The 25794-nt window shown below is 68.8% G+C and carries 19 protein-coding genes and 1 tRNA gene; 11 read left to right on the plus strand and 9 right to left on the minus strand.

Going from position 1 to position 25794, the window contains the following annotated elements; all coding sequences use genetic code 11:
• The first annotated feature begins 2 nt into the window (after positions 1 to 2).
• The 6 genes from EJ913_RS18355 to EJ913_RS18380 all read left to right on the plus strand — a co-directional run bounded on the left by EJ913_RS18355 (position 3) and on the right by EJ913_RS18380 (position 7121).
• Entirely contained in the window at positions 3 to 1043 is a 1041-nt protein-coding gene (locus EJ913_RS18355) for a response regulator (RefSeq protein WP_127000514.1), read from the plus strand.
• A gap of 88 nt (positions 1044 to 1131) precedes the next feature.
• Positions 1132 to 3348 (plus strand): 4-alpha-glucanotransferase, encoded by a 2217-nt coding sequence (gene malQ, locus EJ913_RS18360; protein ID WP_127000515.1) that lies wholly within the window; start codon positions 1132 to 1134, stop codon positions 3346 to 3348.
• 104 nt (positions 3349 to 3452) lie between these two features.
• Positions 3453 to 3929: a bacterioferritin gene (bfr, locus tag EJ913_RS18365; protein WP_127000516.1), complete on the plus strand. Its 477-nt coding sequence runs from the start codon at positions 3453 to 3455 to the stop codon at positions 3927 to 3929.
• Positions 3930 to 4105: 176 nt separating this feature from the next.
• A tRNA-Gln gene (locus EJ913_RS18370) sits at positions 4106 to 4179 on the plus strand.
• 120 nt (positions 4180 to 4299) lie between these two features.
• The gene (locus tag EJ913_RS18375; protein WP_244939408.1) at positions 4300 to 6648 is read left to right on the plus strand and encodes a site-specific integrase; all 2349 of its coding nucleotides are present in this window, start codon (positions 4300 to 4302) and stop codon (positions 6646 to 6648) included.
• 104 nt (positions 6649 to 6752) lie between these two features.
• Complete coding sequence (locus tag EJ913_RS18380) at positions 6753 to 7121, plus strand: hypothetical protein (RefSeq protein WP_127000518.1); 369 nt, start codon at positions 6753 to 6755, stop codon at positions 7119 to 7121.
• A 41-nt stretch (positions 7122 to 7162) separates the two neighbouring features.
• Here the strand turns inward: EJ913_RS18380 and EJ913_RS31725 are convergent, their stop codons facing one another.
• The 5 genes from EJ913_RS31725 to EJ913_RS18405 form a co-directional block, all read right to left on the minus strand.
• Positions 7163 to 8470: a Wadjet anti-phage system protein JetD domain-containing protein gene (locus EJ913_RS31725; RefSeq protein ID WP_185909838.1), complete on the minus strand. Its 1308-nt coding sequence runs from the start codon at positions 8468 to 8470 to the stop codon at positions 7163 to 7165.
• Positions 8467 to 12153 (minus strand): SbcC/MukB-like Walker B domain-containing protein, encoded by a 3687-nt coding sequence (locus EJ913_RS18390; RefSeq protein WP_127000520.1) that lies wholly within the window; start codon positions 12151 to 12153, stop codon positions 8467 to 8469. Before EJ913_RS18390 ends, EJ913_RS31725 begins: the two co-directional genes overlap by 4 nt.
• Positions 12154 to 12163: 10 nt before the next feature.
• On the minus strand, positions 12164 to 12868 hold the full coding sequence (locus EJ913_RS18395) for a DUF4194 domain-containing protein (protein WP_127000522.1): 705 nt from the start codon (positions 12866 to 12868) through the stop codon (positions 12164 to 12166).
• 3 nt (positions 12869 to 12871) lie between these two features.
• Positions 12872 to 14290 (minus strand): Wadjet anti-phage system protein JetA family protein, encoded by a 1419-nt coding sequence (locus tag EJ913_RS18400; protein WP_127000524.1) that lies wholly within the window; start codon positions 14288 to 14290, stop codon positions 12872 to 12874.
• Positions 14291 to 14723: 433 nt separating this feature from the next.
• Positions 14724 to 15149 (minus strand): hypothetical protein, encoded by a 426-nt coding sequence (locus tag EJ913_RS18405; RefSeq protein WP_127000526.1) that lies wholly within the window; start codon positions 15147 to 15149, stop codon positions 14724 to 14726.
• A 735-nt stretch (positions 15150 to 15884) separates the two neighbouring features.
• Between EJ913_RS18405 and EJ913_RS18410 the strand changes: the two genes are divergently transcribed.
• From EJ913_RS18410 to EJ913_RS18430, 5 genes are all read left to right on the plus strand, one after another.
• Positions 15885 to 16280 (plus strand): hypothetical protein, encoded by a 396-nt coding sequence (locus EJ913_RS18410; protein ID WP_127000528.1) that lies wholly within the window; start codon positions 15885 to 15887, stop codon positions 16278 to 16280.
• 114 nt (positions 16281 to 16394) lie between these two features.
• A complete protein-coding gene (locus EJ913_RS18415) occupies positions 16395 to 16685 on the plus strand; it encodes a helix-turn-helix domain-containing protein (protein ID WP_185909839.1) in 291 nt (96 codons plus the stop codon).
• A 217-nt stretch (positions 16686 to 16902) separates the two neighbouring features.
• Positions 16903 to 19098, plus strand: a complete 2196-nt coding sequence (locus EJ913_RS18420) for a site-specific integrase (RefSeq protein ID WP_127000532.1) — start codon at positions 16903 to 16905, stop codon at positions 19096 to 19098.
• On the plus strand, positions 19095 to 20543 hold the full coding sequence (locus EJ913_RS18425) for a site-specific integrase (RefSeq protein WP_127000534.1): 1449 nt from the start codon (positions 19095 to 19097) through the stop codon (positions 20541 to 20543). Before EJ913_RS18420 ends, EJ913_RS18425 begins: the two co-directional genes overlap by 4 nt.
• Before the next feature lie 221 nt (positions 20544 to 20764).
• Entirely contained in the window at positions 20765 to 21268 is a 504-nt protein-coding gene (locus EJ913_RS18430) for a hypothetical protein (RefSeq protein ID WP_127000536.1), read from the plus strand.
• Positions 21269 to 21317: 49 nt separating this feature from the next.
• Here EJ913_RS18430 and EJ913_RS18435 read toward each other — a convergent pair whose 3' ends face one another.
• From EJ913_RS18435 to EJ913_RS18450, 4 genes are all read right to left on the minus strand, one after another.
• On the minus strand, positions 21318 to 21800 hold the full coding sequence (locus EJ913_RS18435) for a DUF3320 domain-containing protein (RefSeq protein ID WP_127000538.1): 483 nt from the start codon (positions 21798 to 21800) through the stop codon (positions 21318 to 21320).
• The gene (locus tag EJ913_RS18440) at positions 21797 to 23071 is read right to left on the minus strand and encodes a hypothetical protein (protein ID WP_127000540.1); all 1275 of its coding nucleotides are present in this window, start codon (positions 23069 to 23071) and stop codon (positions 21797 to 21799) included. The genes EJ913_RS18435 and EJ913_RS18440 overlap by 4 nt, the downstream gene beginning before the upstream one ends.
• A complete protein-coding gene (locus EJ913_RS18445) occupies positions 23059 to 25038 on the minus strand; it encodes a DUF4011 domain-containing protein (protein ID WP_185909840.1) in 1980 nt (659 codons plus the stop codon). The genes EJ913_RS18440 and EJ913_RS18445 overlap by 13 nt, the downstream gene beginning before the upstream one ends.
• 90 nt (positions 25039 to 25128) lie before the next feature.
• Complete coding sequence (locus tag EJ913_RS18450) at positions 25129 to 25710, minus strand: hypothetical protein (RefSeq protein WP_127000544.1); 582 nt, start codon at positions 25708 to 25710, stop codon at positions 25129 to 25131.
• Positions 25711 to 25794: the final 84 nt, after the last annotated feature.

Here is a 25794-nt window from a genome sequence, read left to right on the forward strand (position 1 = left end):
CGATGCCGGACTACGATTTCTCCCAGGTCGACGCCGCGATCATCGACAGCCAGCTGAACACCGCCCGCGTCTTCCGCGACGTGCTGGTGCGGATGAGCTTCCGCCGGATGGAGCTGTTCGATTCGGTCAAGGCCGCCTCCGGCCTGCTCAGCGCCGGGACGCCGGACGTCATCCTGGTGGACGCCGACGGCGAGGACACCGACGCGTTCCGCTTCATCCGCGCGCTGCGCAACGAGCCGAAGGTGCCCAACCCCTTCGCCTGCCTGATCGTGACGACCTGGGCGCCGACCCCGGCCCTGCTGACCCGCGTCACCAACACCGGGGCCGACGACCTGCTGCTGAAGCCGGTCTCGCCCAAGCAGGTGCAGGACCGCATCGCCAGCCTGATCGAGGGGCGCAAGGGCTTCGTCGTGACCGCCGACTACACCGGCCCCGACCGCCGCAAATCCCCGCGCGAGGGCGCCCAGGTGCCGGTCCTCGACGCGCCGAACACGCTGCGCCTGAAGGCGACCGGCCAATGGAACCAGGCCGGCGTGCGCATGCTGCTGAACGAGGCGATCGGCTTCGTCACCACGCAGAAGCGGGTGCGCGCCAGCGTCCAGGTGGCCTTCCTGGCGGAGTTCGCCATGCCCGGTCTGTCCCGGCCCACGCCGGACCGTCTGGCCACGGAGCATGTCGGCCGCATCGGCGGCTTTCTCGACGACCTGCTGCGCCGTCTGTCCGACGAAGGCGACCACGCCCATGTCGAGGCGGTCGCCCGCGCGGTGAAGTCGCTCGCCGAATCGATCCACGCCCAGGCCGAACGGGGCGCCGTCGAGCCCGGCGACGTGGCGCAATTGCAGACCATGGTGCGTGCGCTGATGCAGGCCACCGACCCAGACCGCCCTTTGGAGGCGATGACCCGCGAGGTCACCGCCGCCGTCAACGGCTACCGCAGCCGGCTGGAGCAGATGGCCCAGGCCAAGGCGGCGGCCGCGCTTGCGGCGGCGACGCCCGTGCCGCCCGAAGCCCCGCTGCACACCGCCACCGCGTCGGCCGGCTGACGCCGCGCCCGTGCCGTGGCGCGATCCGAATCCCCGGCGTCGGTTTTTCCGCTGGACCGTCTTTTCGAACAGACTGTGAGGACCCCGCATGAGTGCTCTCGACCGGCTGGCCGACTTGGTTGGACTCGAACGCTTCTACCATGACATCTGGGGCAACCGGCGCGAGACCTCCGTGGCGACCAAGCGGGCGCTGGTCGGCGCCATGGGCCTCGCCGCCGCCAGCGATGGGGAGGCGGAAGCCAGCCTGCGCGCCCTGGAGGGCCGCGCGTGGCGTCGCCCGCTGCCGCCCGTGCTGGTGCTGGGGGAAGGGCAGGGGACCGACCTGTCCATCACCCTGCCGGCCAGCCTGGACAACGCCATCCTGTCCTGGACCCTGACGCTGGAGGACGGCACGATCCGCGACGGGACGCTCACGGTCGCCGGTGCGCCGCTGTCCGATGGCGCCTTCATCGACGGGCAGGGCTTCGAGCGGCGGGAGCTTGGGAAGTTTTTGCCGATGGATTTGCCGCTCGGCTACCACCGGCTGGCGGTCGCGGTCCGCCCTCATGGCGCCGACGGCGCGGCGCTGGAGGGCGCAACGACCCTGATCGTCACCCCCGACCGCTGCCTGACGGTGCAGGAGGCGGTTCCGGCCGGGCGCAGCTGGGGCATCGGGTTGCAGCTCTATGCGCTGAAGAGCGGGCAGGACTGGGGGCTGGGCGATTTCGGCGACCTTGGGCGCTTCGCCGAGACGGCCGCCGCGCTCGGCGCCGGTCTGGTGGGGTTGAATCCGCTGCACGCGCTGTTCCCCGCCGACCCGAACCACATCGGCCCCTATTCGCCGTCCAGCCGCAGCTTCCTGAACGTCCTCTACATCGACGTGCCGGCCGTGCCCGAGTTGGCCGGCACCCCCGACGCCCAGGCCCGCATCGCCTCGGCCCCGTTCCAGGAGGCTCTGGCCCGGGCCCGCGCTGCCGAGCTGGTCGATTACCCGGCGGTGTCGGCCCTGAAGCTACCGGTGCTGGAGGCGCTTTACGGCACCTTCCGGTCGCTCGACCCGGACCACCCGCGCAGACAAGCGTTCGCGGCGTTCCAAGACGCCATGGGCGACGGCCTGCACCGCCACGCCCTGTTCGAGGCCCTGCACGAGCATTTCTACCGACAGGACCCGTCGCTGTGGATGTGGCGCCGCTGGCCGGCTGCCTTCCAGGCCCCCGACAGCCCGGAAGTCCAAGCCTTCGCCGTCGCCCATGCCGACCGCGTCGGCTTCTTCGCCTATCTGCAATGGGAGGCCGACCGCCAGTTGGGCGAGGCCGCCGCGCGGGGCCGCGCGGCCGGGCTGACGCTGGGCTTCTACCGCGACCTCGCCGTGGCCGCCCATCCCGGCGGCGGCGCGGCCTGGGCCGATTCCTCCATCCTGGTCCAGGGGGCCAACGTCGGCGCGCCGCCCGACCAGTTCAACCTGAATGGTCAGAACTGGGGCTTGGCGCCCCTCTCGCCGCTGGGGCTGCGCGAGGCTGCCTATGCCCCCTTCGTCGCCCTGCTGCGGGCCAACATGCGCCACGCTGGCGCCCTGCGCATCGACCACGTCATGGCCTTGCAGCACCTGTTCTGGATCCCGGAGGACGGCAGCGACGGCGCCTATGTCGAATACCCGTTCCACGACCTGCTGCGCATCGTGGCATTGGAAAGCCGGCGCAACCGCTGCGTCGTGATCGGTGAGGATCTGGGCACCGTGCCCGATGGCTTCCGCCCGGCCTTGGAGCGCGCCGGCATCCTCAGCTACCGCGTTCTGTATTTCGAGCGCGGTGTCGAGGGATCCTTTACTCCACCCGGCGCCTATCCGGTGGACGCCATGGCGACGGTCAGCACCCACGACCTCGCCACCTTCAAGGGATTCTGGACCGGTCGCGACCTGGAGTGGCGCCGCAACCTCGACCTCTACCCCGACGTGGCGAGCCGTGACAAGGATGGCTGGGACCGCGGCGTGGACCGCTGGCGGCTTCTCCAAGCGCTGTCGCGCGAGGGGCTGCGCCCGGCCAGCTACCCCAGCGACGAGGGCGACCAATCCCACAGGCCGGAACTGACCGCCGCCGTCCACGCCTACATGGGGCGCACGCCGTCGCGCATCGTCATGGTGCAGATCGAGGACGCGCTGGGGGAGACCGAGCAGCCGAACCTGCCGGGAACGGTCGACCAGCACCCCAACTGGCGCCGCCGCCTGTCCCGCCCAGTCGAGGAAATTTTGGAAGACAATGAAGTGCGGCAAATTGTCGCATCTTTGCGAGACGCTCTCACTGGCCTTCCCGGCACGAGCGTTGCTTAATGACGGCAAGGGCGGGTTAACAACACAATCTCTTCGATGTTTCAAGCACTTGCGACGCATTCGCAACTTGGCGTCGATGACATGAAAACAGTGGAGACGGAGACATGAAGGGCGATCCCAACATCATCAAGCACCTGAATACGGTGTTGACAAACGAATTGACGGCCATCAACCAGTATTTTCTGCACGCGCGCATTCTGAAGAACTGGGGTCTCCAGCGTTTGGCCAAGAAGGTCTACCAGGAGTCCATCGAGGAGATGCACCACGCCGACAAGCTGGTCGAGCGCATCCTCTTCCTGGAGGGGCTTCCCAACCTCCAGGACCTGCACAAGCTGAAGATCGGCGAGGATCTGCCGGAGATGCTGACCTCCGATCTGGGGGTCGAGCTTCACAACCGCGTGATCCTCCAGGCTGGTATCACCGATTGCGAGACGGTCAAGGACTTCCAGAGCCGTGAGATCTTCGTGGAGATCCTGGCGGACACCGAGGAGCACATCGACTGGCTGGAGACTCAGCTTGATCTGATCCAGCGCATCGGCTTGGTCGGCTACCAGCAGCAGCACCTGCATGGCGAAAGCTGATCCGACTTCGCACCATTGTCGGACCAGTCCATCGGCCGGCCTCCTCCCGGAGGCCGGCCGATGTTTTTTCAGAAAATCGCAAAGATCGTGCAAATAGGGCTAGGCAGGCTTGCCAAGCACTGCTATAAGCCCGTCCACACCACGGGACACGGCGACGCGCCGCCCCGGTGACGGTCTGGGGGATCGTCTAGCGGTAGGACAGCGGACTCTGACTCCGCCAGCCTAGGTTCGAATCCTAGTCCCCCAACCAACCTTTTCAAGAAGCTCTTGTACATCAGGCACTTAGGGCGAAGCCAGCAGGCTTGTCCCCCAACTGTGCCATCAGCCTGTGCCATCGACGGTTCGGCGCCCTTCACGGGGAGTGCCGGGGATGTCGCTTGGGGTCCATCTCTACCGCCGCGGATCCGTCTACTGGTGGCGCCGGATCCTGCCGGCGTGTGGGGCTGTTTTCGGGGATGACGGCGCCCCGGAAAATTCTTCGAAAAAAATCGTCGGTCGGGAGATACGCCTCTCCCTGCGGACAAATATGCCCGGCCTCGCACGGCAGCGAGGGCGGCGTCTCAGCGTCGTGGTCGATGCCGTGCTCGCACTCCTCGGCGAGGTCATGCAGGCAGGCACCATCGACACCAGCGCGCTCCGCGCCCTCCTCCAACCGATCCTGCTCGGCGAGCTGGAACGGGCGGAGGTGGCGCGTGCCCTGGGCGGGGAGCGGGTGCCGGAGGAGATCGCCCGGCGGGTCCAGGCCGAGCTCGACGCCGTCGCCACCATCGAGGACGCCGTCCGGCACAACCGGCTCGACGCCGCCCGCGCGGTGCTCGAGCGCGCCGTCACCGTCGGCCTGCCGGTGCCGGCGGCGGAGACGGCCGAGCACAGCTACCTCGCGCGGCTGGTGCTGCGCGGGCTTCCCCGCATTCACCGCATCAACGCCGAACGGGAGCAGAATCACTACGACGACGACCTCGCGGACGTCCTGCCGCCCTTGCCGGCCAGCAGCATAGCGGTCGGCATGCCGGCCGGCGCACCGTCGGGCACTGCGGTTCCCGGAGCCGAAGGTCGGACCGTCATCGTGCTGGCGCCGCAGGCGCCGGTGCCGATCGTCATGCCTGCGCAGGCGGTGGCGCAGTCCTCTTCGGCCGCTGCCCTTGTGGCATCAATCGACCCCGCTGAACCCAACGGCAGCCCGGTACCCATCCGGACGGAGGTGGAAGCCCACCCGCACTCCCAGGCCGCTCAGCCCGCCGTCGCTGCGGCGGCGTCCGTGCTCGTCACGACGTCCTCTGCCGCGGCTTCAGCGGGCCCGACCGGCCCCGCTGCCAGCGTTGTCGACCGGACGCCCGAAGCGACGGCGGCGGAAGCACGCCTCCAGCCGCAGAAGTCCAGCCCGGCAAAGGACTGGACGGTCCAGCAGGCCATGGCCGAATGGGTCCGCCGCCGTCAGCGGGATACGAACCCCCACAAGACCGCAGCTCTGTGCAAGGAGGAGGAACGGAATTACCGCGTTGCCGCGGAGTTGTTCACCAGCCTCATCGGCGACCGCCGAGCCGTTGAGGTGACGGAAGAAGACCTGTTTCGGTTCAGGGGCGAACTGCATCGAGTTCCGAACCTGCTCGGCCGTGGCGCCTATCGCAACATGACCGGCGCCGAGGCCGTCGCCAGGGCCGACGCGGTGACGGCCTCCCAGCAGGCTGCGGTGATGGCGCGTGCGGAGGACGGACAGCTCGACCGCGACAATCTGGCCCACGAGATGCGCGACGCGGAGGTGCCGCGCCTGTCGATGAACACCGTCAACAAGCATCTCGACAAGATCAAGGGGCTGCTCAAGTGGCTCCGGACGACAATGAAGGTGGAGATCGACCGGGACCTGCTTGGCCTCAAGATCCGCTACGATCAGAAGGACATCGGACGCGCGGCCAACGCCGATCGGGAAGCCTTCTTGAGCGCGGACCTCCGCAAGCTGTTCGCCAGCCCGTGCTGGACCGGCTGCGCCGGGATCGACTACCGGCATCGTCCAGGCGCCAATCTTGTGAAGGACGCCAAGTTCTGGATTCCGCTGCTGGCTGCCCTCGAGGGGGTGCGGCTCGGCGAAGTGGCGCAGTTGCTGACCACCGACATCCAACTGCGCTGCTTCGATCAGGAGGACTTCACCGACTGGGATGTGGATCTCGACAATCCGTCGGGTCCGTGGCCTCGCCTGCGGCGGTTCTCGCCCAAGGATGAGGATGGTGTTCCGACCGTCGGCATCTGGTGCATCGACGTCGTCCCCGATGACGGCAAGAGCGTTAAGACCCCCTCTTCGAAGCGGATCATTCCGATCCACCCGCTGCTGCTCGAACTCGGCTTCCTCGACTACGTCGACGCGCAGAAACGCGCCGGCAAACGGGACCTGTTCCCCGGCCTCCGGCCGGAAAAGGCGACCCGCGCTGGCGAAAACCTTGGGGAATGGTTCAGCCGCTACCTCGAATACATCGGGATGAAGCGGGAACGGCTTTCGTTTCATTCGTTTCGCCACACCTTCGACACGCACCTGTTCAACCGCGAGGTTCCGGATGTCCGGGTGAGCGAGCTGATGGGGCACGCGCAGCACGGGCAGACCCGGAATCGCTACTACAAGGGCGCGCGGCTGGCGAAGCTGACCGAGGCGATCGCGTCGATCAACTACCGCCTCCACACGGCCGTGGTCGATGACCAGCTGTGCCTGGTGCTGCCGCCGGGCGCGTGAGTGAGGAAGATTCCGCAGATTTTGGGGGCCGTCCTCAACGAGCGAACCGATCTTCCCTTCCCGGCACCGCACGAACGTGGTGCCCTCGGTAAGGAACGGAACGCATGACCAACACGATCGACACGGAGTGCATGATCCTCGTCGCCATGCTGAAGCGTGATGTGGAATCGCTGAAGAAGGTGAGTGAAGCAGCCGCTGATGCCATGCTGGCTGTCTATCGGACGGCCGTGCCGCTGGCGAAACACGAAGAGTCGCTCGAAGCAATGCTCGAGGGGTTGAATCAGGCGCTGGACAAATCGCTCGAGCTGACCAAGGCGCTCCGTAGCCTGTCCCGTCGCATGGAGAAGGATGAGATCAGCGGGCACGAGCTGGCGGAAATCCTCGCCCGAAAACACTATCTCGATCGCCGGGGCTACACATCCTGGACTTTCGCTCCGTTGGTGCCAGAGCGCGATCCGGCGCCGGGCGAATAGCGCGTCCGGTCACCCTTTGCCTTCGTGGACGATGCCAGACGCTACCCGCCGCGCTGATGGGGGGCGCTCCCGAAAGCGTTGCCAACGGGCACTGGATCCACGGCCTCCTGCTCGAGTAGGAGGCCGGTTTCCACAATCGTCCGGGCGATGATCCCGGCCGCTCCGGGACGGCGGCTGAGCGCTGTCAGGTCGGCGGTGCGGCCGGCGCGCCCGAAGCGGCGGACGGTCGACGCGTCCATCAGCTGGGGAACAACCGCGGCCCCGAGGCTGTCCTCCAGATGGCCGGCGATCCGCGCGCCGCCAGCGTCGACGTCGCCCCAATGGAACAGGCGGGGTGGAGTCGGGGCCGCGCGGAGCAGATGGCGCAACGCCCGGATCACGGTGAGGCTCGGGAATCCCCCGGTGTAGACCACGCACACGTCCGCCTGCCGCGCCTCTCGCACTTGGCGGTGGAAGGACGTGAGGTTCTCGACCGTCAGAATCGAAAAAGGTCCCTCGCCGTCCCAGGACAGCCCGTCCAGCCATTCGCGCTGGACAGCCACGAAGGGCGGGGCCGTGCCGGGCAGCAGGCCGTCCTCCGGAGCGTTCCCGAAGCGTACGGTCACCGGACCGCTGAGGAAGACCGGGGCCGGGAAACGCGTTAGGCCGAAGCGGGCGAGGATCTCGTCGTCGGACAGCCCCTCGTCCGTCGTTGGCGCGAGGCCCGACGACGGGGCGCCCTCCGCGTCCTCGGCATCGACCTGTGCCACCGAGCGCAGCATCCGCACCAGCCCGGTCCGGTGCCGTTCGACGATCTTGCTGGCGTCGTTCGGATGCGTCGGGAACACCCGTACGGAGAAGGTCCGCGGATCGACGCCCTCCGCCTCGCCGCGCGCCAGCGCCGCGAGGATCCGGAAGCGCTGGTCGATGCCGGCCTCGTCCGACGGCGCCAGTCCGAACGCGCTGTCGCCGCGCGCCCAGCGCCCACAGGCGCGCTCGGCGAGCCCATCGAGCCAGCGGGCGTCGGCCGGCAGGAGCCGGCGGATCCGCTCGCCCAGGTCTTGGGCCTGCGCCGTCGCCCGCCGCACGCCGAGGAACGCGGCGAGCGCCTCCAGATCGGCGAGCAGGATCTTGTCCACAAGGTGGGCGCGCTCGTGCTTGCCCATGCGGACCTCAATGGCGCCGGCCGCTTCCGCCGCGGCAAGCGCCTTGAGGAAGCGCGCCTCGTCCTGGCCGGTCGGCAACCGCGCATAGTCCGGCTTCTCCGCCACGGCCGCGCCGTCCCGGCGCCGGTCGCCCCGTCGCAGCAGGCGCCCCAGCAGGTCGCGCGCCGGGCCGTCGAGGACCGCCGGTGGGCGGGACGCCGTCACCCGACGCCTCCCGACGTGCCGGCCGCGTGCTCCTTGAACGCCGCGAAGCCCATCAGCCGTGGGTTCTCCGAGCGGAAGCGTTCCCGGGCCAGCTCCTTGACGTGCTGCGTGTCGATCATCACCGAGGTGCCGATGCGGGAGATCGTCACGATCGTCTCCATGAACTGCTCGAAGGTCGTCCGCTCCTTGTCGGGCGCGGCGATCACCGTCTGCAGGCCGATGCTCCGGTTGAAGGCGAGCACCTCGTCGATCACCGCGGCGTCCATCTTGTTGAACGCCTCGTCGAACAGGGCCAGGGAAATCCCGCCGTCGAGCCCTTTGCGATCCGGATAGGCGGTCGCCGCGAGGGCGGCGCCGATCGCGACGTAGAAGGGAACCTGCAACTGGCCGCCGGACGCCGTGCCGATGCGCCGCGCCAGGTCCGTCTTGACCACGCCCTTGCTGTTCAGCATCTCGAGCCGGAACTCGAAGTAGCGGCGCGGATCCTCGATGTCCCCGATGTCGGCGTCGGGGTCGGTGGCGATCTCCTGAAGGCGCTTGAGCGCCCGCGCGCTCTCCTCGTCGAGACCGTCGGCGTCCTTGGGGGCGGTGTTGAACAGCGGCATGTCGAAGGTCGGGTCGGACGACCGCTCGATGAGCGCGATCATGTCCCGGTAGCCCGGCGCCTCCTGGCGCGCGAAGCGGTACGTCAGACCATGGAACGAGCGCTTGCGCAACTGCCGGTTCAGTTCCTCGAGCAGCCCGCCCATCGCGTCGAACGCGCCGCGCATCTTGCCGACGAAATCCTCCTTGAAGGTCTGGATCGCCTCCAGCCGCGCCTGGGTGGCCTCGGCCTCCTTGCGCACGAGCTCGTTGTCGCGCAAGTTGGCGTCCTCCCCCGAGACCCACGCGGCGACCGCGTCGATCGTTGCCATCCGGTCATCGTCGGACGCGTCGCCCGCCGCGTCGTCGGCCAGGGAGGCCGCCGGCACGCACGCCGGGCGCGGCAGGTCAGAGCGTCGGAGGTACTCCCGGACGGATTCGAGGAAGGCGTCCTCGGTGCCGGCGAGGCGCTTGTCGCTGCGGAACAGGACGTAGCCGTCCAAGCGCTCGAGGGCGGCCGGCAGCCACCGCGGGTCGTCGACCAGGTGCTCGATCAGCGCGAACTCCTCCTCCATCAGCACGCGGTCGAACTCGGGACGCCCGGGGTCGCCGTCCGCGGTCAGCACGGCCCTTCGCTCGGCCGCCTGTGACCCGTCCATCACGCGATCGGCGTAGGCGAGCGCCCCTTCGGCCTTGTCCCGCAGCTCCGCGATGCTCCGCTCAACCGCGCCGATGGTCTCGCGCACACCCTGCAGGGCGCCCTCGATGCGTCCTTTCTCCGCCGTGGCCTCGCGAATGGCCTCTTCGGTCGCGGAAAGATCCGCCTTGGCGGCGCGGATCGCCTCGATCAGCGATCGGTCCTGTGCGGCCTCGAGCTGCTGCTGCCGCGTTTCGGCGTCGGCACGGTCCCGCGCGATCCGATCGAAGTCGGCCAGGCTTGCTACGAGACCGCGCGCCGTGAGGCGTTCCAGTTCCGCCACCGCGTCCCGCAGGGCGCGCTCGGCGCTGCGCAGGCGCGTCAACGCGGTTTGCTGTTCGGTCAAGTTCGCCTCGGCGCTCCGACGGCTCTCCTCCACCGAGTCCAGCATGCCCTGGGTGTCGACCTTGCCGAGCAGGAACGGGATCGGCGCCCGCAACTTGCGCACCGTGCGGCCGCCCGCGGACATCAGGTCCCGGGTGATGGCGGCGTCCTCGCGGCGAAGCTCGGCCTCCGTATCGACCATCAGGATGCCGCCCAACGTGTAGTCCAGGAAAGCCCGCGCGTGGCGATCCTCGGTGGCGATGGCCATCGCCAGCGACCCGGGCTTGGCCGGCCGCGTCTCCGCGGTCTTGGTGGTGTTGACGAGCATCGCGCCGTCGAGGCTCTGCTGGTGGCGATAGGTCTTGAGGGCTTGCTCGTAGGTCCCGGGTTCGACGAGGAGGGCTTCGCGGCGATCGCCGAGGGCGGCCTCGGCGGCGGCGCGCCACCCCTCGTCAAGATCCGTCACGCGCTCGCAAAGCGGGGTCGCGTCGATGCCGTCCGCCCGCAGCGCGCGCATGAGGGCGAGCGTCCGGTCGGACAGCAGGCGCTTGCCGGCACGGACGCGTTCGGCGTTCTCGCGGTTCAGCTCGAGTTGTCTGCCGAGTTCGGCGATGCGGGCCTGCACCGCGCCGATCTTCGCGTCCACCGCGGCCAAAGCGGAACTCAGGGCCGCTGGCGCGGCGGACGACAGGAGGGCGGCGGCGAGACGCACCTTGTCCTCCGCCGGCGCCGTGCTGCCAGCGGCGACCTGACTCCGCAGCGTCGGATCGACCCTGGCCATGGCCTCGGGTGTGACCGCCTCGGCGAAGGGCGCGGCAACCGCGAACCGGGCGACCAGCCGCCCGGCCGCCGCCACGGACTCCTGGTTCCGCCATTCGCCGAGATGCACGTCGATCTCGCGGATTTCGACCGCCACGCTGTTCAACGCCAGAGTGACCGCATCCGCAGCCTGGGAGGCTTCGAGAGTCCGGAGGCGGTCCGCGCCGGCCGCCTTCCGCTCCTCGAGCCGTCCCAGCGCGGCGGCCTTCCCGGTGGCGCTGGTCTCGATGTCGCGCTTCCGGACGATGAGCTGATCGAGCTTCACGCCGGCGAGGTGGAGGTGGCCCTGTAGGGACGCCAGACGGCGGCGGGCCAGGGTGGCCCGCTGGCTGCGGACGTTGCCGACGCGGGACCCGAGCGCCTCCACCTGGGCCAGCCGGTCCTTCAGCTCGACGATCTTCTTCTCGATCTCGGCATACCGGGCGATCGAGGCGCGCATGTCGGCGACTGACACGGGCTGGCTGTCGAGGATGAAGTTGCGCACGAAGTCGGTGGCCGAGGTCACCGACTTGAACGTGACCGCATTGCGGAGGTTCTTCAGGAACTTGTTCTTATCCATCCGGCCGAATTCGGGTCCGGCGATCAGGCAGATCTCGGAGACGAAGAGTTCGGGGCCGGTGGGGGTGTGCAGCGTCAGCGCGTCGTCCGCGGCGATGCGCGCGCGCACCTCGTCCCACGGCAGTGCCTCGCTCCATCGCGTGCCGTCGGGGGCGGTGCCGGTGTCGGCGACATCGTCGGTGGTCAGGATGCGCCCTTCGACGATGAACAGCGCGGCGACAGTCTCGCGCGCCATCTCCCGATGCGCCTCGAGGCAGACGCCGAGCGTCACCTCGCGGCCGGTGTCGGTCCGGCGGAACCCCATGAGGAGGTAGGTGATCGCCTGCTCGCGCAGGAACGTGGCGCCTTCCGCGTCGCTGTCGGTCTCCACGTCGTCGATCGCGCCGAGGCAGTAGTCGCGCACGCTGCGCCGGGACTTCGTGATGCGGGCGATCTCGTCGTTCTGGACCGAGGCGTTGAGCCGCAGGCGGGACCGGTCGTTGCCGGTGAGGACCGTCTGCAGCGCGTCGAGGATCGCCGACTTGCCGGCGCCGTTGTGGCCGAGGATGGCGGTCCGCCCGTCGATCCGGATGTCCTCCTTGAAGAAGGCGTACCAGTTCACGAACCCCATGTGGCGCAGTTCGAAGTACGATGGCCATCGGGTGTCCGCGGCGCTGTCCCGCGCGCCGGCCGCCAGCGGGGACGTGATCGTGCTGTCCGGCATCGCGGGCCTCTCAGGGTTCGGGGTGGCGGAACGGGGCGCGGTCGTCGCCGTCCGGACGGTCGTCCTCGGCGTCGGTGAGACCGGAGGGAATGGTGGGTCGGCCCGCGTCCAATCCGGCGCCCTCCGCGACGGATTGGGCGTAGCGGAGCAGGGACTCCAGGCTCGCCTCGCTCATCGCGAGACAGATGGCGGGCCGAATCTCGAGCGTCGAGTCCTGTCCGTTGTCGTCCAGCGCGCGTACGAGACCGTGGCGCTGGAAACGGCGGACGATCTCGACGCAACGGGTGAGGGGTGGACGTCGGCGTTGGGCCCGCTCCTCGATCAGCGTCCAGACCTCGCTGAGCGAGGTGTCGCACCGGCCGCGTTCCTTGAGGTCGAACGACGCGATCCGCTCCGCGTGGATGACCCGCAGCGCCAGCAGAAACAGCGTTTCGTCCAGTTTCAGCGTGCGCGGCGCGGCCCCGTCCTGGTCGAGGATGCCGACCAGCCGCTCGCGCTCGTCGATCACGAGGTTGAAGCCCATGGCGTCGAACAGCGATTCGAGGTAGGGCCGGTGCCGTCGCGCCAGTTCGTAGGGTTTCGCGCCGCCGTGGTCATCGGCGTAGATGAACTGGCGATCCCACAGGGCGCGGACGGCAGCGCGCAGGTCGCCCTCCAGCGTCTCGGCTTCCTTGCCAGTCGCCCGGTCGAGAATCGTCTGCAGGTCGCTCAGCATCGGTCAGTCCTCGGCGCGGACAGTAGGGAAGGAACGGCGAAGCACGAAGTCGCGGGCGATCAACCAGTCGTTCTCGACCAGACCGTCGCGGTGCTCGATCTCGAAGCCGTCGGGCAACGGAATCCGCGCGATGGGCAGGGCCCGCAGCGCCGAGAAGACGAGGAACTCCTCGATGTCCTTCGGCGGGATGTCGCGGGCGCTCACCTCGTCCTGCCCGCAGGCCTCCGCCTCCTCGATCTTGCGGCGGACGTAGGCCACGAACTGCGTCCGCGTCAGCTGCATCCGGCGGTCGAAGGTCAGCTTGGCGCGCTCGAAGGCCTGCTGGAGGGGGTCGAGCGCCGGCTGCGCGTAACGCCGCTTGTGCACCGGCGGGCGCGGTCGCTCGGGACGCGCGAGGCGTTCGCCGCCGATGTGCGAGGGCGTGTCGAACAGCGCGGTCTCGAAGACGACCGGCTCGTCGTTGCCGAGGTGCGGCACGGATCGCGCCAGCGCCGCCAGCCCCGTGGCGAACCGTTCGGCGCGGCCGGTCTCGAGGGAGTCCATGTACCTCAGCGTGTTCTCAAAACGCCGTTCGATGTTGGCTTTGGTCCGGTCGATGCGCGCACGGAAGGTTTCGATCGCCTCCATCGACAGCCGAATGTCGCGGAGATCCTCGTCGAGCTTGGCCTGCGCGTCCTGCACCGAGTCCGCGACTCCCTGGGCCACGAGGTTGTCGGCGATGGTCGCGCACAGCTCGGCGTCGGAGCCGATCCGGTCGACCAGCTCGAGGATGCGGTAGCGGTGGCGGTAGGGATGGTTCCGCACCGAGGTCAGCTTGCGGTAGTCGCTGATGACGATGCGCTTGACGAACTCGTCGAAGAACGTGCGGACCAGGCCGTTCAGGGTCGCCTGCTCGAGGAGTGTCTGCTCGATCTCGGCGAGCGACCCCACGACGCCGCGGGCGTACCGCGCGAACTCGCGGGCGCGCTGGGCGGCCTCGGCGACGCCCTGCGCATTGCCTGCGCCGTCCTCGGTCGCTTTGTCGAGGGTGCCGACCACGCTGAGCACGGTGCCGCCGAAAGTTTCCGACCGCGGCCGCGCCAGGGCGCACAGCCCGCCCAAAAGCTGGGCGACATCGACGTCCATGTCCACGTGGATCGACCATCCGTCCCGCTGCTCGCGCAGCCATCCGGTCTCGACCAGCTCGGCGTAGGCGAGCTGCGGCGTCAGACGGAACTCGTCGCGCTCTTCCGGCGCCAGACCGGGCACGTATGACTCGAGGAACGTCTCGATGTCCGCCGACACGTCGTCCCGCGTCGGCTGCCGCGTTGTGTCGAGGCCGAACAGACCGTCGTGCAGCCTTGCCAGGAGGGCGGCGTACGCGTGACGGTACTTGCCGGTAAGCAACCGGAAGATGTCATCCGGCAACCCTCCAAACAGCACGCTCGCCTCCTCGCTTCCCCACGCCACGGTGCGGCTGGGACGATAGATACCGTTCCGTCGGCGGGAAAGGGAAATTGCGCGGTATGCGTGCTTCTGGACCCATTAAAAGCACAATGAATAGGCCCTTTGGCATGAATCATTCTCGTTGGATTGCAGGGCCGTTCCCGGAAAGGACATCTGTCCCGCCCACCCACGTCGGAAAAGCGGCCCGCCGTGCACCTGCGGCGCGCAGCCATGGCCGTACTTTTCGGTTGCAGTGGCGTGCTGCGAGCGTGTCGGGGACGCGGACTGGCGCAATCGGAGACGGGTGCCGGGCAGCGATCGCCACGCCGTCGCTTTCCTGCACCCTTTCGCTTCGGGACGCCGGGCGGTACCAGCCGGTATCCCGACGCGCCGTTGTCCAGCGCCCGCTGGATGACGAACGTCCTTCCGGTCATGCGTTCTGGCTACGGCGCGCCGGTACCCTGATCCGCCCGCGCAGGCCGGCGGTCGCAGCGGCACTGACCAACTCGGTCAGGATCGCACCCAGGCCGTACAACGTCGCCGCCTTGATCACCACCGGGCAGTCGCCAGGATCGGCCAGCGCCGCGCGGATCCTGTCGCCCTGCACCACCAGGGCGGCGACGCTCTCGAGAATGCGTCTCTCGCGCAACTCATGGCTGCGGGCGGCGAAGAAGGCCTCGGCGTTGCGCCGTTCGGTCGCCGTCAGTTCGGCGGCGACGCGGGAGGGCAGGCCGTCGGCGTCCAGGGGTAGCGTAGCAACGACCCGCTGCCGGTTCCGACCGATTGCGGGGTCGTAGCGGACGCTGATCACCTGAAGGCAGCCGGCTCCACGCTTGCCCCTGCGCTCGCGGATCATCGCGGTCCTCCGGTCGTCGGGTGTGAGGCGGGCGGTTCCCGTCCGCCGGCGGACGGGGCTGGACAGCCGGCGGACCGGCATTGTCCGCCTTTTCCGGAAAGCGTCTCCGCCGCGCTCCAGTTCGCCGCACTCGCCATCATCGCCATCCTTTCCCCTCCGCTCATCGGTGCGCCGGGGATATGGGTGCGACCCGTTTCCGGTATCCCTCGCCGTCCCTCCATTTTCTGACCGGAGAACGCACAGCGGGCCTCGCGATGCCCCTCGCCGAGGGGCGTCGCCTTTCCTCCCTTGTTCTTCCAATTCGACGGATTCATTGATTCCGAGAGCGAAAAGCCACGCCCGATCAATCGGTTGCCAATACCATTCCGGCGTCTGTTCGGGGGGTTCCCGGCATTCGTTCGGAGGGATCCCGGCATCTGTTCGGGAGGGTTCCGGCATTCGTTCGGGGCCATCCCGGCATCCATTCGGGGGCATCCCTGAGCGGGGCCGCCATCGGCGGACGCAATCCGGCAAAGGCGGACGAAAGCGGTCCGCAACCCCTTGATCCAGCAGAAGCAGACCAATCATCGAAGAGTCATCGATGATTCCGGCAAACGCGGTCAGCGGGAGTGGCGTCACTTTTTCGGAGACGCTGCGCCGGAACGGCCCCATATGGTCGGCGGCGACGCGACGCATTCCGCCAGCCAGTCCTCCTTGACCCGCCGTACCGCACGGCGGCCATCGTGGAGGAGCAACATGACGACCACCCAATCGCTCGAGGCCCTCGCCCGGCTCATCACCCGCAGCGCCGCCCTGGGGCGCGCGATCCATCCGCTGCTCGACGGCCCGGCGCCGTCCGAGGCGCTCCGGTCCCAAATCATGGAACTGGCGGGCCTCTGCGACCGGGTGCAGGACCGGAACGTCGACGACGAGGGTGACGACCCCGACGATCGCTACGAAGCGGCCTTCGACGCCGCCCTGCGTCGACAGGCCGAACAGCGCGCCGTCGAGGCCCAGGTTCTCGACCTTCTTCAGGCGATGACCGAGGACGCCGTCGTCAGTGGCCGCCTCGCCGCCCCCCACCAGCACCTCGAGATCACCATTACGGTGCATGACCGCCCGCGCATGGCACGGGTGGCGGTCCTTCGCTGACGCCGGTCGTCCCGGCCGCCACATGCCTGCAGGACGTCGAAGAAATCGGCGTCCTGCACCCGCCTCCTCCCTCCACGGCCCCATATGGCCGGCGCAACACAGGAGGAGGACCCGATGTCTCTTGATCAGCTCTGGTACAGCCTCGACGAGGCTGCCGACCGCTACGGCGTGACGCGGCGGGCTGTCGAACGCTGGGCGCGGGACGGACGCATCGTCGTCACCACGCTGGCCGGCACCACCCGCCGCATCAGCGCTGCGTCGCTCCTGGCGTTCGAACAGGCGAACCGGGCGGTGACGCTGCCGCCCGCGCTCACGCCCGACGATGCCGCCCCCTCCGGGAACACCGGCGGGGACACGAAACGCAAGCGCGTCCGTCCCTCGACCAAGCCGCGCCGGCCGCGCTGACGCGCCGACCCGGATGGTCGTCGATTGTCGTGGATTGTCGCTGATTTTCCAATCACTTGGGCCGGCTCGGGACAAGGGGTGCGAAACAATGGGGCCTTTTCCCCCATCCCCTGTCCCGAATGTGCGTCGATGTCGCGGATTGTCGTGGATTGTCGCGCATTGTCGGCCCTCTTGCCGTCCCGAAGCCTTTCGCGTCGGGAGACACCAGGAGGACCGCATGACGGAACCGCTCACGCTGCCTCGCCGCGATGCGCCGGGCGCCCTGTCGCCGGATTGGCGTCGCCTGTGCAACGCCCGCGCGGCGCAGGGCAGAATCCCCGGACCTCTGTCCACCACCGCGCGCTGGTGCAGCGCGAATGGCGTCGAGCCCTCCACCGTCGACGAGGGTGTGCTGAACGCGGTGGCCGACCATCTGACGACCGCCGGAACCTGGACCGACCGCAAGGAAGCCTACCGGCAGGTGCGGTGTTACTGGAACGCCGCCGTGAAGCGGGTTCCCGGCTGGCCTCAGGCGATCGTGCAGGCACCGCCGCGGCCGCCCAGGCCGCAGGTTGCCGCTGCCGTCCGCCCGACGGCTCGGACGCTCGAGGATCTCCGGCAGGTCGTCGCCTCGTCCGCTCTGGTGGCTGACAGCGACCGGCCCGCGCTAGTCAGCGCGATCACCAGCGCCGCGCGCTGGCTGGGGCGTCCGCCCGGCGAACTGCCGGCCAGCCTGCGATCGCTCGATCCGCAACTCAAGGCACTCGCCAACCAGCATGCCGCGCTCGGGGTATCCCGGAAGACGGTGAAGAACGTCAAGTCGCTGTTGCGCAAGGCTCTGGATCTCGTCATTCCGCGACCGGCCCTGCCTCCGGTGAGCGACCCGAACGCCCTGACGCCGGAATGGCGGGCGCTGTGGGCGGCGTGGCGGACGACGGTGCCCCGCGCCTATGGCCCGCTGTCGTTCCTGATGCGCCATTGCTCCGAGGTGGGGATCACCCCGGACGCCGTCGATGACGCCGTCGCCGCCGCGGTGGCCGATCGCATGATGGCCTGTGGCTGTCGCGGGGATCTGGCCGTTGTGATCCGCCAAGTCCGTGGCTATTGGAACCAGGCGGTGGAGACCGTACCCGGCTGGCCGAGCCGACGCCTGACGCTCGGGCTGTCCGCCAGGGGGCCGGTCAGCCTGCCGCTGACCGCGTTCCCGCCGGCTTTCCAGCGCAGCCTCGAGGACCTTCGGACCGTCGCGCGCACCGGCTACCAGCCCGGTGTGACCGGGCTGCGCGCCAGGGCCGAGGCCCGGAAGAGCCGCGCCATCAAGGGCGATGACCGTCGGAAGAAGGATGACGGCGGGCGCAAGCGGCTCCGCGCCGCCTCCGTCGAGGGGATGTGTGATTTCCTCCGCCGCTTCGCCTCCTGGGCGGTTCACCATGGCCATAGGAAGCTGGAGGAACTGCGTGCCGTCAGCGATGTCGTCAATGAGCAGGTGTTCGTAGCGTGGTACGACGCCTACCGTGACAAGCACGTTCCCGCTGGCGAGGAGGACATGCCGCGCAAGCCGGCCAAGACTCTGCACAACGTCTGTGGTTTCCTCGCCATGGCCGCCATCCGCCTGCCGTTGGAGGACGCCCCGGTGGTCGCCGATCTTCTCCCGATGCTCGATTGTGCCCGCGAGGAGCACGAGACCTATGGTGAGCTGACTCCGGAGAATCAGCGGAAGCTCGCCCAGTTCGCCATACCCGAGAACCTGCGTGCGCTGCATGAGATGCCGATCCGGGTGATGGAGTATCTGGAAAGCGAACGGCAGTCCCGAACCGCTGCGGGCGAAACGCCGGTCACGCTGCGCATGGCGCTGACCGCGGCGGCGGCGATGGGGGTGCTGCTGCTCAATAGCCTGCCGGTGCGCGTGCTGACACTCAGCGGCACCCGTCTCGACAACGTGCAATGGCCGCTGTCCCGCCACGCCGATGGCGCCGTCGCGTACGAGGCGCGGCAGACCAAGGGGAAGATCCCTGCGCGCGCCGTACTGAAATCCTGGAAGATGATGCTGTTGAGCATCTATCGCGCCCACTACCGCCCGCTGCTCGGCGATGTCGGCAACTCCTTTCTCTTCCCCCGTCAAGGCGAGGACAAGCCGATGCGGGCGGCGCCGTTTTCCGGGCTCATTTCGCGGGTGGTCGCGCGCGAAACCGGTCTGGCCATGAACCCGCACCTGTGGCGTCACCTCGCCACCAAGTTGCTGCTGGATGAGGACCCGCGCTATCGGGACACGGTCAGCCGCCTCCTCGGTCATCATGGGGCGGGACGGCGCGAGTACGGCGGCGTATCGCAGGATCAGGCTGCGGCGGCGCTGGAGACCGCGGTCGATCGGATTCGGGCGCGCACGCCCAGCCGTGCACGCCGGACGGCGAAAGCCGCACGGAGGCCGTCGTGAAGCGGGACGAACGCATCCACAATCGCCGGAATCTCCGCGGCTGGAACGCCTATCGCCGGTGGTGCGGCGAGGAGCAGCCGGGCATCGACCCCGGCCGCCTCGAGGCCTACATCGCCCACCTGGCGGTGACGCACGCCAGCCGACCGAAGGACATGTGCGAACTGCTCTACGGTCTGGCGGCCGCGTTGCGGGAGCGCGATCCGGACGGCGACCATCTGTGGGCCGAACGCGCCGTGCGGGCGGTCTGGATGGCCTCGCCGGCGCGCAAATCGTCGGACGGACCGGGCCGGGGTGCTGCCAGCCGGCGCCGGCGGGTCCGCCTGCTGGTCGAGGAGTGGCCGGCGCCTATCCGCGCCGCCTGGGCCGCCGCACGGGGAACGGGCAGGCGGAGGCTATCGCTGCGCGACCGTGCGGAGGAGGACAACCCGGCGCGGAAGTGGTCGGCGAAGACGGCCGACCTGCGCGAGAAGGACATGGGCCTGTACCTCGCCTTCTGCCGGTCGGCATCGTTGCCGCTGGCAGTGACGCCGGAGCAGGTGGAGGCCTATCTCGCCGCAAAGGCCGGCAAGGGATGTTCTGCTGCTACGCTGACGAGCGCGGCGATCAACCTCGCCATGATGGCCCGCGCGCTGTGGCCCGATGAGGACTGGGGCTGGCTGCGGGATCATGCCTTCGAACTCGAGGAGGAGGCCGAAGAGGCGCCGAAGGCCCGTCGGAAGGCCGAACGGATGAGAAGCGTGACCGAACTCCGCGACCTCGCCCGAGGGTTGATGGTGCGGGCGGAGACCACCGGACGGACCCGGCGGGCAGCGGCGCTCTACCAGAAGGGGCTGATCATCCTGATGCTGACCCATCACCCGGTTCGCCGCCGCAATCTTCATGAACTCCGCCTGGGTGAGGCACCGGACGACGCCATCACCGGCGGCTTCATCGACCGTCTGCCGCGCGGAGGGTTCAGCCTATTGTGGCTCAACACCAAGAACGGCGACAGCCGGGTGGAGTCGTTGGCGGACGGCATGGTCGAGCCGATGGAACGCTGGCTGGCCTTCTGGCGACCGACGCTCGTCACCGAAGCGTCGGGTGACTCCCTGTGGCTGTCGGCCTCTCCGGGTTTTATCGGCTCCCCGCTGACGCCTAGTAGTCTGACCGGCTGCGTGATGGGCATCACCGAGCAGGAATTCGGTCTGGGACTGGGGCCTCATCTGTTCCGGGATGTCGCCGCCACCGCGATCGTCGACCATGTCCCGGAACAGGCCGACCTCATCCCAAGGCTCCTCGGTCACCGGAACCCGCGCTCGTGCGAACCCTACATCCAGCAGGCCTCCACCGTCGCCGCCGCACGTTCGCTCGAGGAGGTGATCGAGCAGCGGATCGAGGACGGCCTGACGGCCCATGAGAGGGTTGAGCGCGCCGCGTTGTTCGGCCGCCTCGAAAAGCGACGGTGACGTGACGAGGAACCATCATCAACCGTGCTGAGGCGGCTTTCGACGGACCGCCTCGGCATGGCCGGCGGTTTCCGCTCCCTCGAAAAGCGGAAACCGCCGGCCATGGGTTCGTCGCGGAAAGCTGGTTCCCACGCTGGAGGAAGACCTGCGCCGAATTTTCAACGATTCTCTGGAATGCAGTACTCCTATAAAAAGATCGAAGAAACAGCGAGGATTATCTCATGAGTGCGATCGCAAATCCGTACTTCGATCAGTACTCCTGGTCCAAGCGCATGCCGCACTACTATTGCTCCGCGCGTCGTGGCGTCGAGAGGTGGATTGATATTCATGGTCGCGGGGTGCCGTCCGGGATTTTCATCCATCGGGGAGATGGAGACTACCAGCTCACCGCCCCCGACCCCTTCTTCGGCTCCCTGACGGTTCGGGAGGACGCCCTGTGCAGAACCGAAGTCTTCCGATATAACGCCCTGCACGACTGGGATGTCGTACAGCGAGCGATTCACCTCGTTCGTCGGGAGATCAAGCGTCCCGAGCGGGTGCTGACGGCCTTGGTGCTGCTGCAATCCGAAGTAGAGGTTGCCCGCGACTACGTCCGCCGCAAACGGCTTCCCAGCCGGACGCAGGAGGCCGTCCTTGCCTTCGCCCAGCGAAACGATCTGACGGTCACGATGCACCATAGGGCGGTGCTTGCGCGGGTGCTCACTCGTCCGAGGCAAACGCCGTAGTAGCTCGCATTCGGGATGTGACCCAACCCAGTTCTCCTGCCGACGACGCCTATTCACCTCCCTCGGACGAGGCCATGGTCCAAGCGCGGCGGAGGCGATCGCGGCTGGCCGCGCGCAGCTTCTGTAGGCCGGCGTCGCGGGCCATGGCGGTGATGGCATCCTCGCCCGTGATGCCCTCGTCCTTCACGACCCATGCCAGGGCAACCAACTCCGGCAAGGCAATCTCATCGACAGGCCGGGGCTCATCCCCGGCCGGATGTCGGAAGGACGGCCAACGGGTCTGATCCGTTCCGGCAGGCCAGAAGAAGGTGCCGACCTCCTCCTGCACCATCGGGAAGCGAGCGCGGGCCAGAGTTACGACGCGGTCGCGGATCTTGGAACCTGTGCGAAGCCAGCCGTGTGCGCGCGCGATCCGGCGGGCGAGAGCGTCGTCGCGGACCGGCCCCTCCACAGTGATGACGTGGTCGATCATCGCCTGGAGCGGGGCGGTGTACTCACGGTCGAAGAAGGCATCCGGGTTGACGGCGCTCACCACCGATTCGGATCGGCCTCTCGGAACCGGCTATCCGCGTCGGGTGGCGGTGCGGGGCTGGCGTTGTGGGCATAGGCCATGGAAGGCTGCATCAGGTCGGCGCCCAGGAACAGATCGTCGGCCGGACGATGCCCCGTGCCCTTGGGGTTCTGATCGTCTTGCCCGACATCATCCGAGGGCGGCGCAACGTCCTCTGCGGCATCGACGGTCGTTGTGTCGTCCGCTGCGACCGCCGCGGCCAGAGCGGCCTCCTCGAGCCGCCGGACCTCTTCCGCGCGCCGTGCGCGGCTCGCTTCCAGCAGGGCCGACAGCCGTGCATCGACCTTATCCAGCGCGCCATCGTGATCGTGCCACCAGTCGGTGGACCAGATGCGAACGATCTCCCACCCCAGGCCGCCGGTGATCGTGCGGAGATCGTCGAGGCCGTCGACCTCCCGCTCCAGCGTACGGAGGTCGTGCAGGCGCTGGAGATCGCCGGCCGCCGCGCCGCCACAGCGTCCCTCGGCGACGGGTCCGAGGCCGCTGTCGCTCCAGGGTGCCGCCGAGAGTGCCGCCGGCAACATCGCCTGGAAGGTGAGCAGGGACTGCACCGCCTGCACGTCGGTGTCCAGACCCGACCAGACCGGGCCGGCGTCGCCGACGGCGGGCGCCAGAGCCTCGATGTCGCGCGTGACGGCCCGCAGCGCGGCGAGGCGCTCCAGGTCCGCGGCGACGTCGGGCTCGCGGCTGCCGTCCGACGCCGCCATCAGAGCCTTGACGACCGCCTTCAAGCGCATGCCGCGCAGCGACCAGATCGACTGCTGCGCCTTGGTCCACTCGGCCTTCAACCCTTCGACGTCGAGCGTCGCGACGCCGGCACCGTAGGCGACGGACAGTTGCCCGGCGAGTTCCCGGTGCTTCGCCAGCAGGTCGAGCCCCCGGCGCAGCCCCTGGGTGACGCTCTCGGGGAGCGCGGGCGACAGCGCGTCGTGGAGCGCCCGCCGGGCCTCGAAGCGGCTCAGCCCCTCCCGCAGGCGGTCGGCAAGGCGAGCGGCGTCGGGCCGCAGGACGAAGCGCCAGTCGCGTCCGGCCGCCTGCGGGAGTACGCGAGCAAGCTCCCCGAGGACGGCTCGCGTCTTGCGGTCCAGAGGACGGCCGGGCAGTCCGGTGGCGCGGAGGAAGGCATCCCCGCAATCCGTCAGCGCGTCGCCGGCCTCCGCCATTTCCCGTGCGGCGGCGATCAGGCCGTGGCGCCAGTGGGAGGAGAATTCCGCGCGGGTCACGATCCGCAACGGGCTGTTGGTGATCGAGCCGACCTCGCGGGCGTGAAGTCCCAGCCGGTCGGCCAGCTCCCGCAGGGCGTCGAGTGTCGCTTCGTCATGGGCGTCGGGGACGGCCAGGACAGCCCGAGCGGCGGGCGGTGCCGCCTGGCGACGACATGGCCGATGGCGGCGTGCACGGTCAGGCCGTTGCGGTGCCGGTGATGCAGCCGCGCGACGAAGCCGTTGAGCTGATCGCGCAGGCCCTTCAGCCGCTGGGCCTCCTTGCGCCACGTGTCGGCGTCGGTGTCGCCCTTGGCGTCCCAGGCGCGGCGGAGTTGGTCCAGCACGTCGAGCTTGCGCGACTTGTTGGAGTGCAGCTCGAGGCAGAATTCGCCGAGGCCGACCTCGCGCAGGCGCCGGTACACGACGTCGAGCGCCGCGATCTTCTCCGACACGAACAGGACCGACTTCCGCTCCGCCAGGAACTGGGCGACGAGGTTGGCGATGGTCTGGCTCTTGCCAGTACCCGGCGGGCCGACCAGCACGAAATTCTTGCCGCGCGCCGCCGCCATCACGGCGGACAGCTGCGAGGAGTCGGCGGGCAGGGGGCAGAAGGTGTGTTCCGGACCGTGGGTCGCGTCCAGGTCGCGCGGATTGGGGAAGGCCAGGTCGCTGGGGAACGGGTCGCGGGGCGTCTCGATCAGGTGCCGGACGACCGGGCTCTGCTTCAGCTGCTCCGTCCGGTCGACCAGATCCTTCCACATCAGGTACTTGGCGAAGGAGAAGGTGGCCAGCACCACGTCCTCCGTCACCTCCCATCCGGGGATGTCCTTCACCGCTTGGCGGACGGCCTTCCAGATGCCGGCGATGTCCAGCCCGCTGTCGTCGCGCGGCAGCTCCCCTTCCGCCACCGGGATGGTCAGGCGGAAATCCTGGCGCAGCATCTGGAGCAGCGTCGGGTTGAAGCGCGGCTCGTCGTCGTGGAGGACAAGGCTGAAGCCCGACCGCACGCTCTTGCGCTGAAGGGTGACGGGGATGAGGATCAGCGGCGCCCGGTGGCGCTTCGCGTCCTTGGCGTCGCGGGTCCAGGACAGGAAGCCGAGCGCCAGGAAAAGGGTGTTCGCCCCGCCTTCCTGCATCGCCGCGCGGGCGGTTCGGTACAGCTCCGTCAGGCGCGCGTCGAGGTCGTCCCCCTTCAGCCCGACCAGCACTTCGTTGCGGCCGAGCGCCTCCAGCGCGTGCTGGCGGTGCAGATCCTCCAGGGTCCGCCCTTCGTGGATTGCCTGACTGCGCGGGTCGTTACCGTCCATCAGCGCCGGCCGGGGGAGCAGGCGCATCGACCGGCCTTCCGCGAGAAGGTCTTCCAGCAGGCCGGGGTCCGGAGCGTCGCAGACCAGCGTGCGCTTGCCGGCGCGGAAGTTCAGCAGGGCGTTGCGCAGCGACAGGTCGAGCAGCTTGCGCTGCCAGCGCTCCAGCCGGTCCTTGGGCGAGGCCGGCCCCGGATCATCCGCCGCGTCGTCGAGGTTCTCGGGAAGGTCGGCCGGCGGCTCCGCGAACAGCGGTTCGGATGCCTCCGCGTCCGCGTCCGCGTGGTCCGCCGTCACCGGGAACTCAGCGCTGGCCAGCGGGCGGATGCGTTGCAGACGGGCGCGCCGGACGTCCACGGCCAGTTCGAACGTGTCCTCGACGCTCTCCTCGATCTGGCGGAACGCGTGGTCGGCGGCGATAGCGAAGGACGGGCAGGGGCGATGGGTGGCCAGCGTCGTTTCGAACAGCGCCAGTTCCTTCAGCTTCGCCCGCTTGCGGAGCGCCGTCACGTCATCGACCACCGACGTGGTGAACTCCTCGCGCCGCAGCCAAACGCCGGCGAAGGCGTGCCCCCGCGTGAAGACGATCAGCGGGTTCAGGCCACAGTGCTCCAGCGCCGCCGCGAACAGAAGCGCCGAGTCCAGGCAGGTGGCGAGTCCGGATTCGAGAACCTGCGATGGTCCACGCACCTTCTGTCCGGCGTGCTCGAAGCTCGGCGGCGGCAGGGCGTAGTCGAGGCCCAGCGCACCGACCGCGCCCCAGATGGCCGCCGCCAGTTCCTACGCCCGCTTCGGCCCGCCCTCGTAGCCGTTCAGCGAGCCGCTCTTGCCGTTCTGCCGCAGGATGTCGGCGGCTTTCTTCAGCACGCGCTCGACGGCCGGGTCGTTCGGTTGGACGAAGGCGGCGATCATCTCGGGGATGTTGCCGACGCCGCCCCACTGGTTGCGCGCCAGCAGCTCGAGCGACCGCTCGGTCCGCGCCAACTGCTTCGGGCTTCCGGCCGCCGCGGCGGTGATGGTGACGGTCGCGCTCTCCGCCTCCGTCAGCCGCCCGAGCATGGCGCCGTCCAGCGTGACGTCGAGCTTCGACACGTGGTAGCGCTGGCCGGCGGGGACGGCGTCGATGCGCCAAGTCTTGGGCGCCACGAACGCGGGTTCCGACGTCAGGGTCAGCTCGACCGCCTCAAATGAAGCGTCACCGTCATTGACCAGCACCAGCTCACGCAGGACCGGGACTGCGTTCTGGTGAAATGCGAGGTTCAGACGCGGCGTCAACGTCGCCTCGATGCGGAGGGGCGGAGGCGCCTCCGACGGCGCCCGATCCACCACCGCGTCCGGCACCGCTTCGTTGTTGTCGCTCATGATAATCGCTGTCCCGGCTTGAAAGATCGTGTTTGATGTTTCTTTGGCGCGAAGCCAAAGCTTAACACACACGCTTTCCGGGAT

This window comes from Azospirillum doebereinerae, assembly GCF_003989665.1.
GTDB lineage: Bacteria > Pseudomonadota > Alphaproteobacteria > Azospirillales > Azospirillaceae > Azospirillum > Azospirillum doebereinerae.

Bases quoted from the DNA above. Each gene is read 5' to 3' on its own strand.
- malQ (WP_127000515.1), top strand. From the start codon at position 1,132: ATGAGTGCTCTCGACCGGCTGGCCGACTTGGTTGGACTCGAACGCTTC.
- EJ913_RS18410 (WP_127000528.1), top strand. From the start codon at position 15,885: ATGACGACCACCCAATCGCTCGAGGCCCTCGCCCGGCTCATCACCCGC.
- EJ913_RS18390 (WP_127000520.1), bottom strand. From the start codon at position 12,153: ATGCCGGACAGCACGATCACGTCCCCGCTGGCGGCCGGCGCGCGGGAC.
- EJ913_RS18405 (WP_127000526.1), bottom strand. From the start codon at position 15,149: ATGATCCGCGAGCGCAGGGGCAAGCGTGGAGCCGGCTGCCTTCAGGTG.
- EJ913_RS18355 (WP_127000514.1), top strand. From the start codon at position 3: ATGCCGGACTACGATTTCTCCCAGGTCGACGCCGCGATCATCGACAGC.
- EJ913_RS18395 (WP_127000522.1), bottom strand. From the start codon at position 12,868: ATGCTGAGCGACCTGCAGACGATTCTCGACCGGGCGACTGGCAAGGAA.
- EJ913_RS18415 (WP_185909839.1), top strand. From the start codon at position 16,395: ATGTCTCTTGATCAGCTCTGGTACAGCCTCGACGAGGCTGCCGACCGC.
- EJ913_RS18420 (WP_127000532.1), top strand. From the start codon at position 16,903: ATGACGGAACCGCTCACGCTGCCTCGCCGCGATGCGCCGGGCGCCCTG.
- EJ913_RS18375 (WP_244939408.1), top strand. From the start codon at position 4,300: ATGTCGCTTGGGGTCCATCTCTACCGCCGCGGATCCGTCTACTGGTGG.
- EJ913_RS18380 (WP_127000518.1), top strand. From the start codon at position 6,753: ATGACCAACACGATCGACACGGAGTGCATGATCCTCGTCGCCATGCTG.
- bfr (WP_127000516.1), top strand. From the start codon at position 3,453: ATGAAGGGCGATCCCAACATCATCAAGCACCTGAATACGGTGTTGACA.
- EJ913_RS18450 (WP_127000544.1), bottom strand. From the start codon at position 25,710: ATGAGCGACAACAACGAAGCGGTGCCGGACGCGGTGGTGGATCGGGCG.
- EJ913_RS18430 (WP_127000536.1), top strand. From the start codon at position 20,765: ATGAGTGCGATCGCAAATCCGTACTTCGATCAGTACTCCTGGTCCAAG.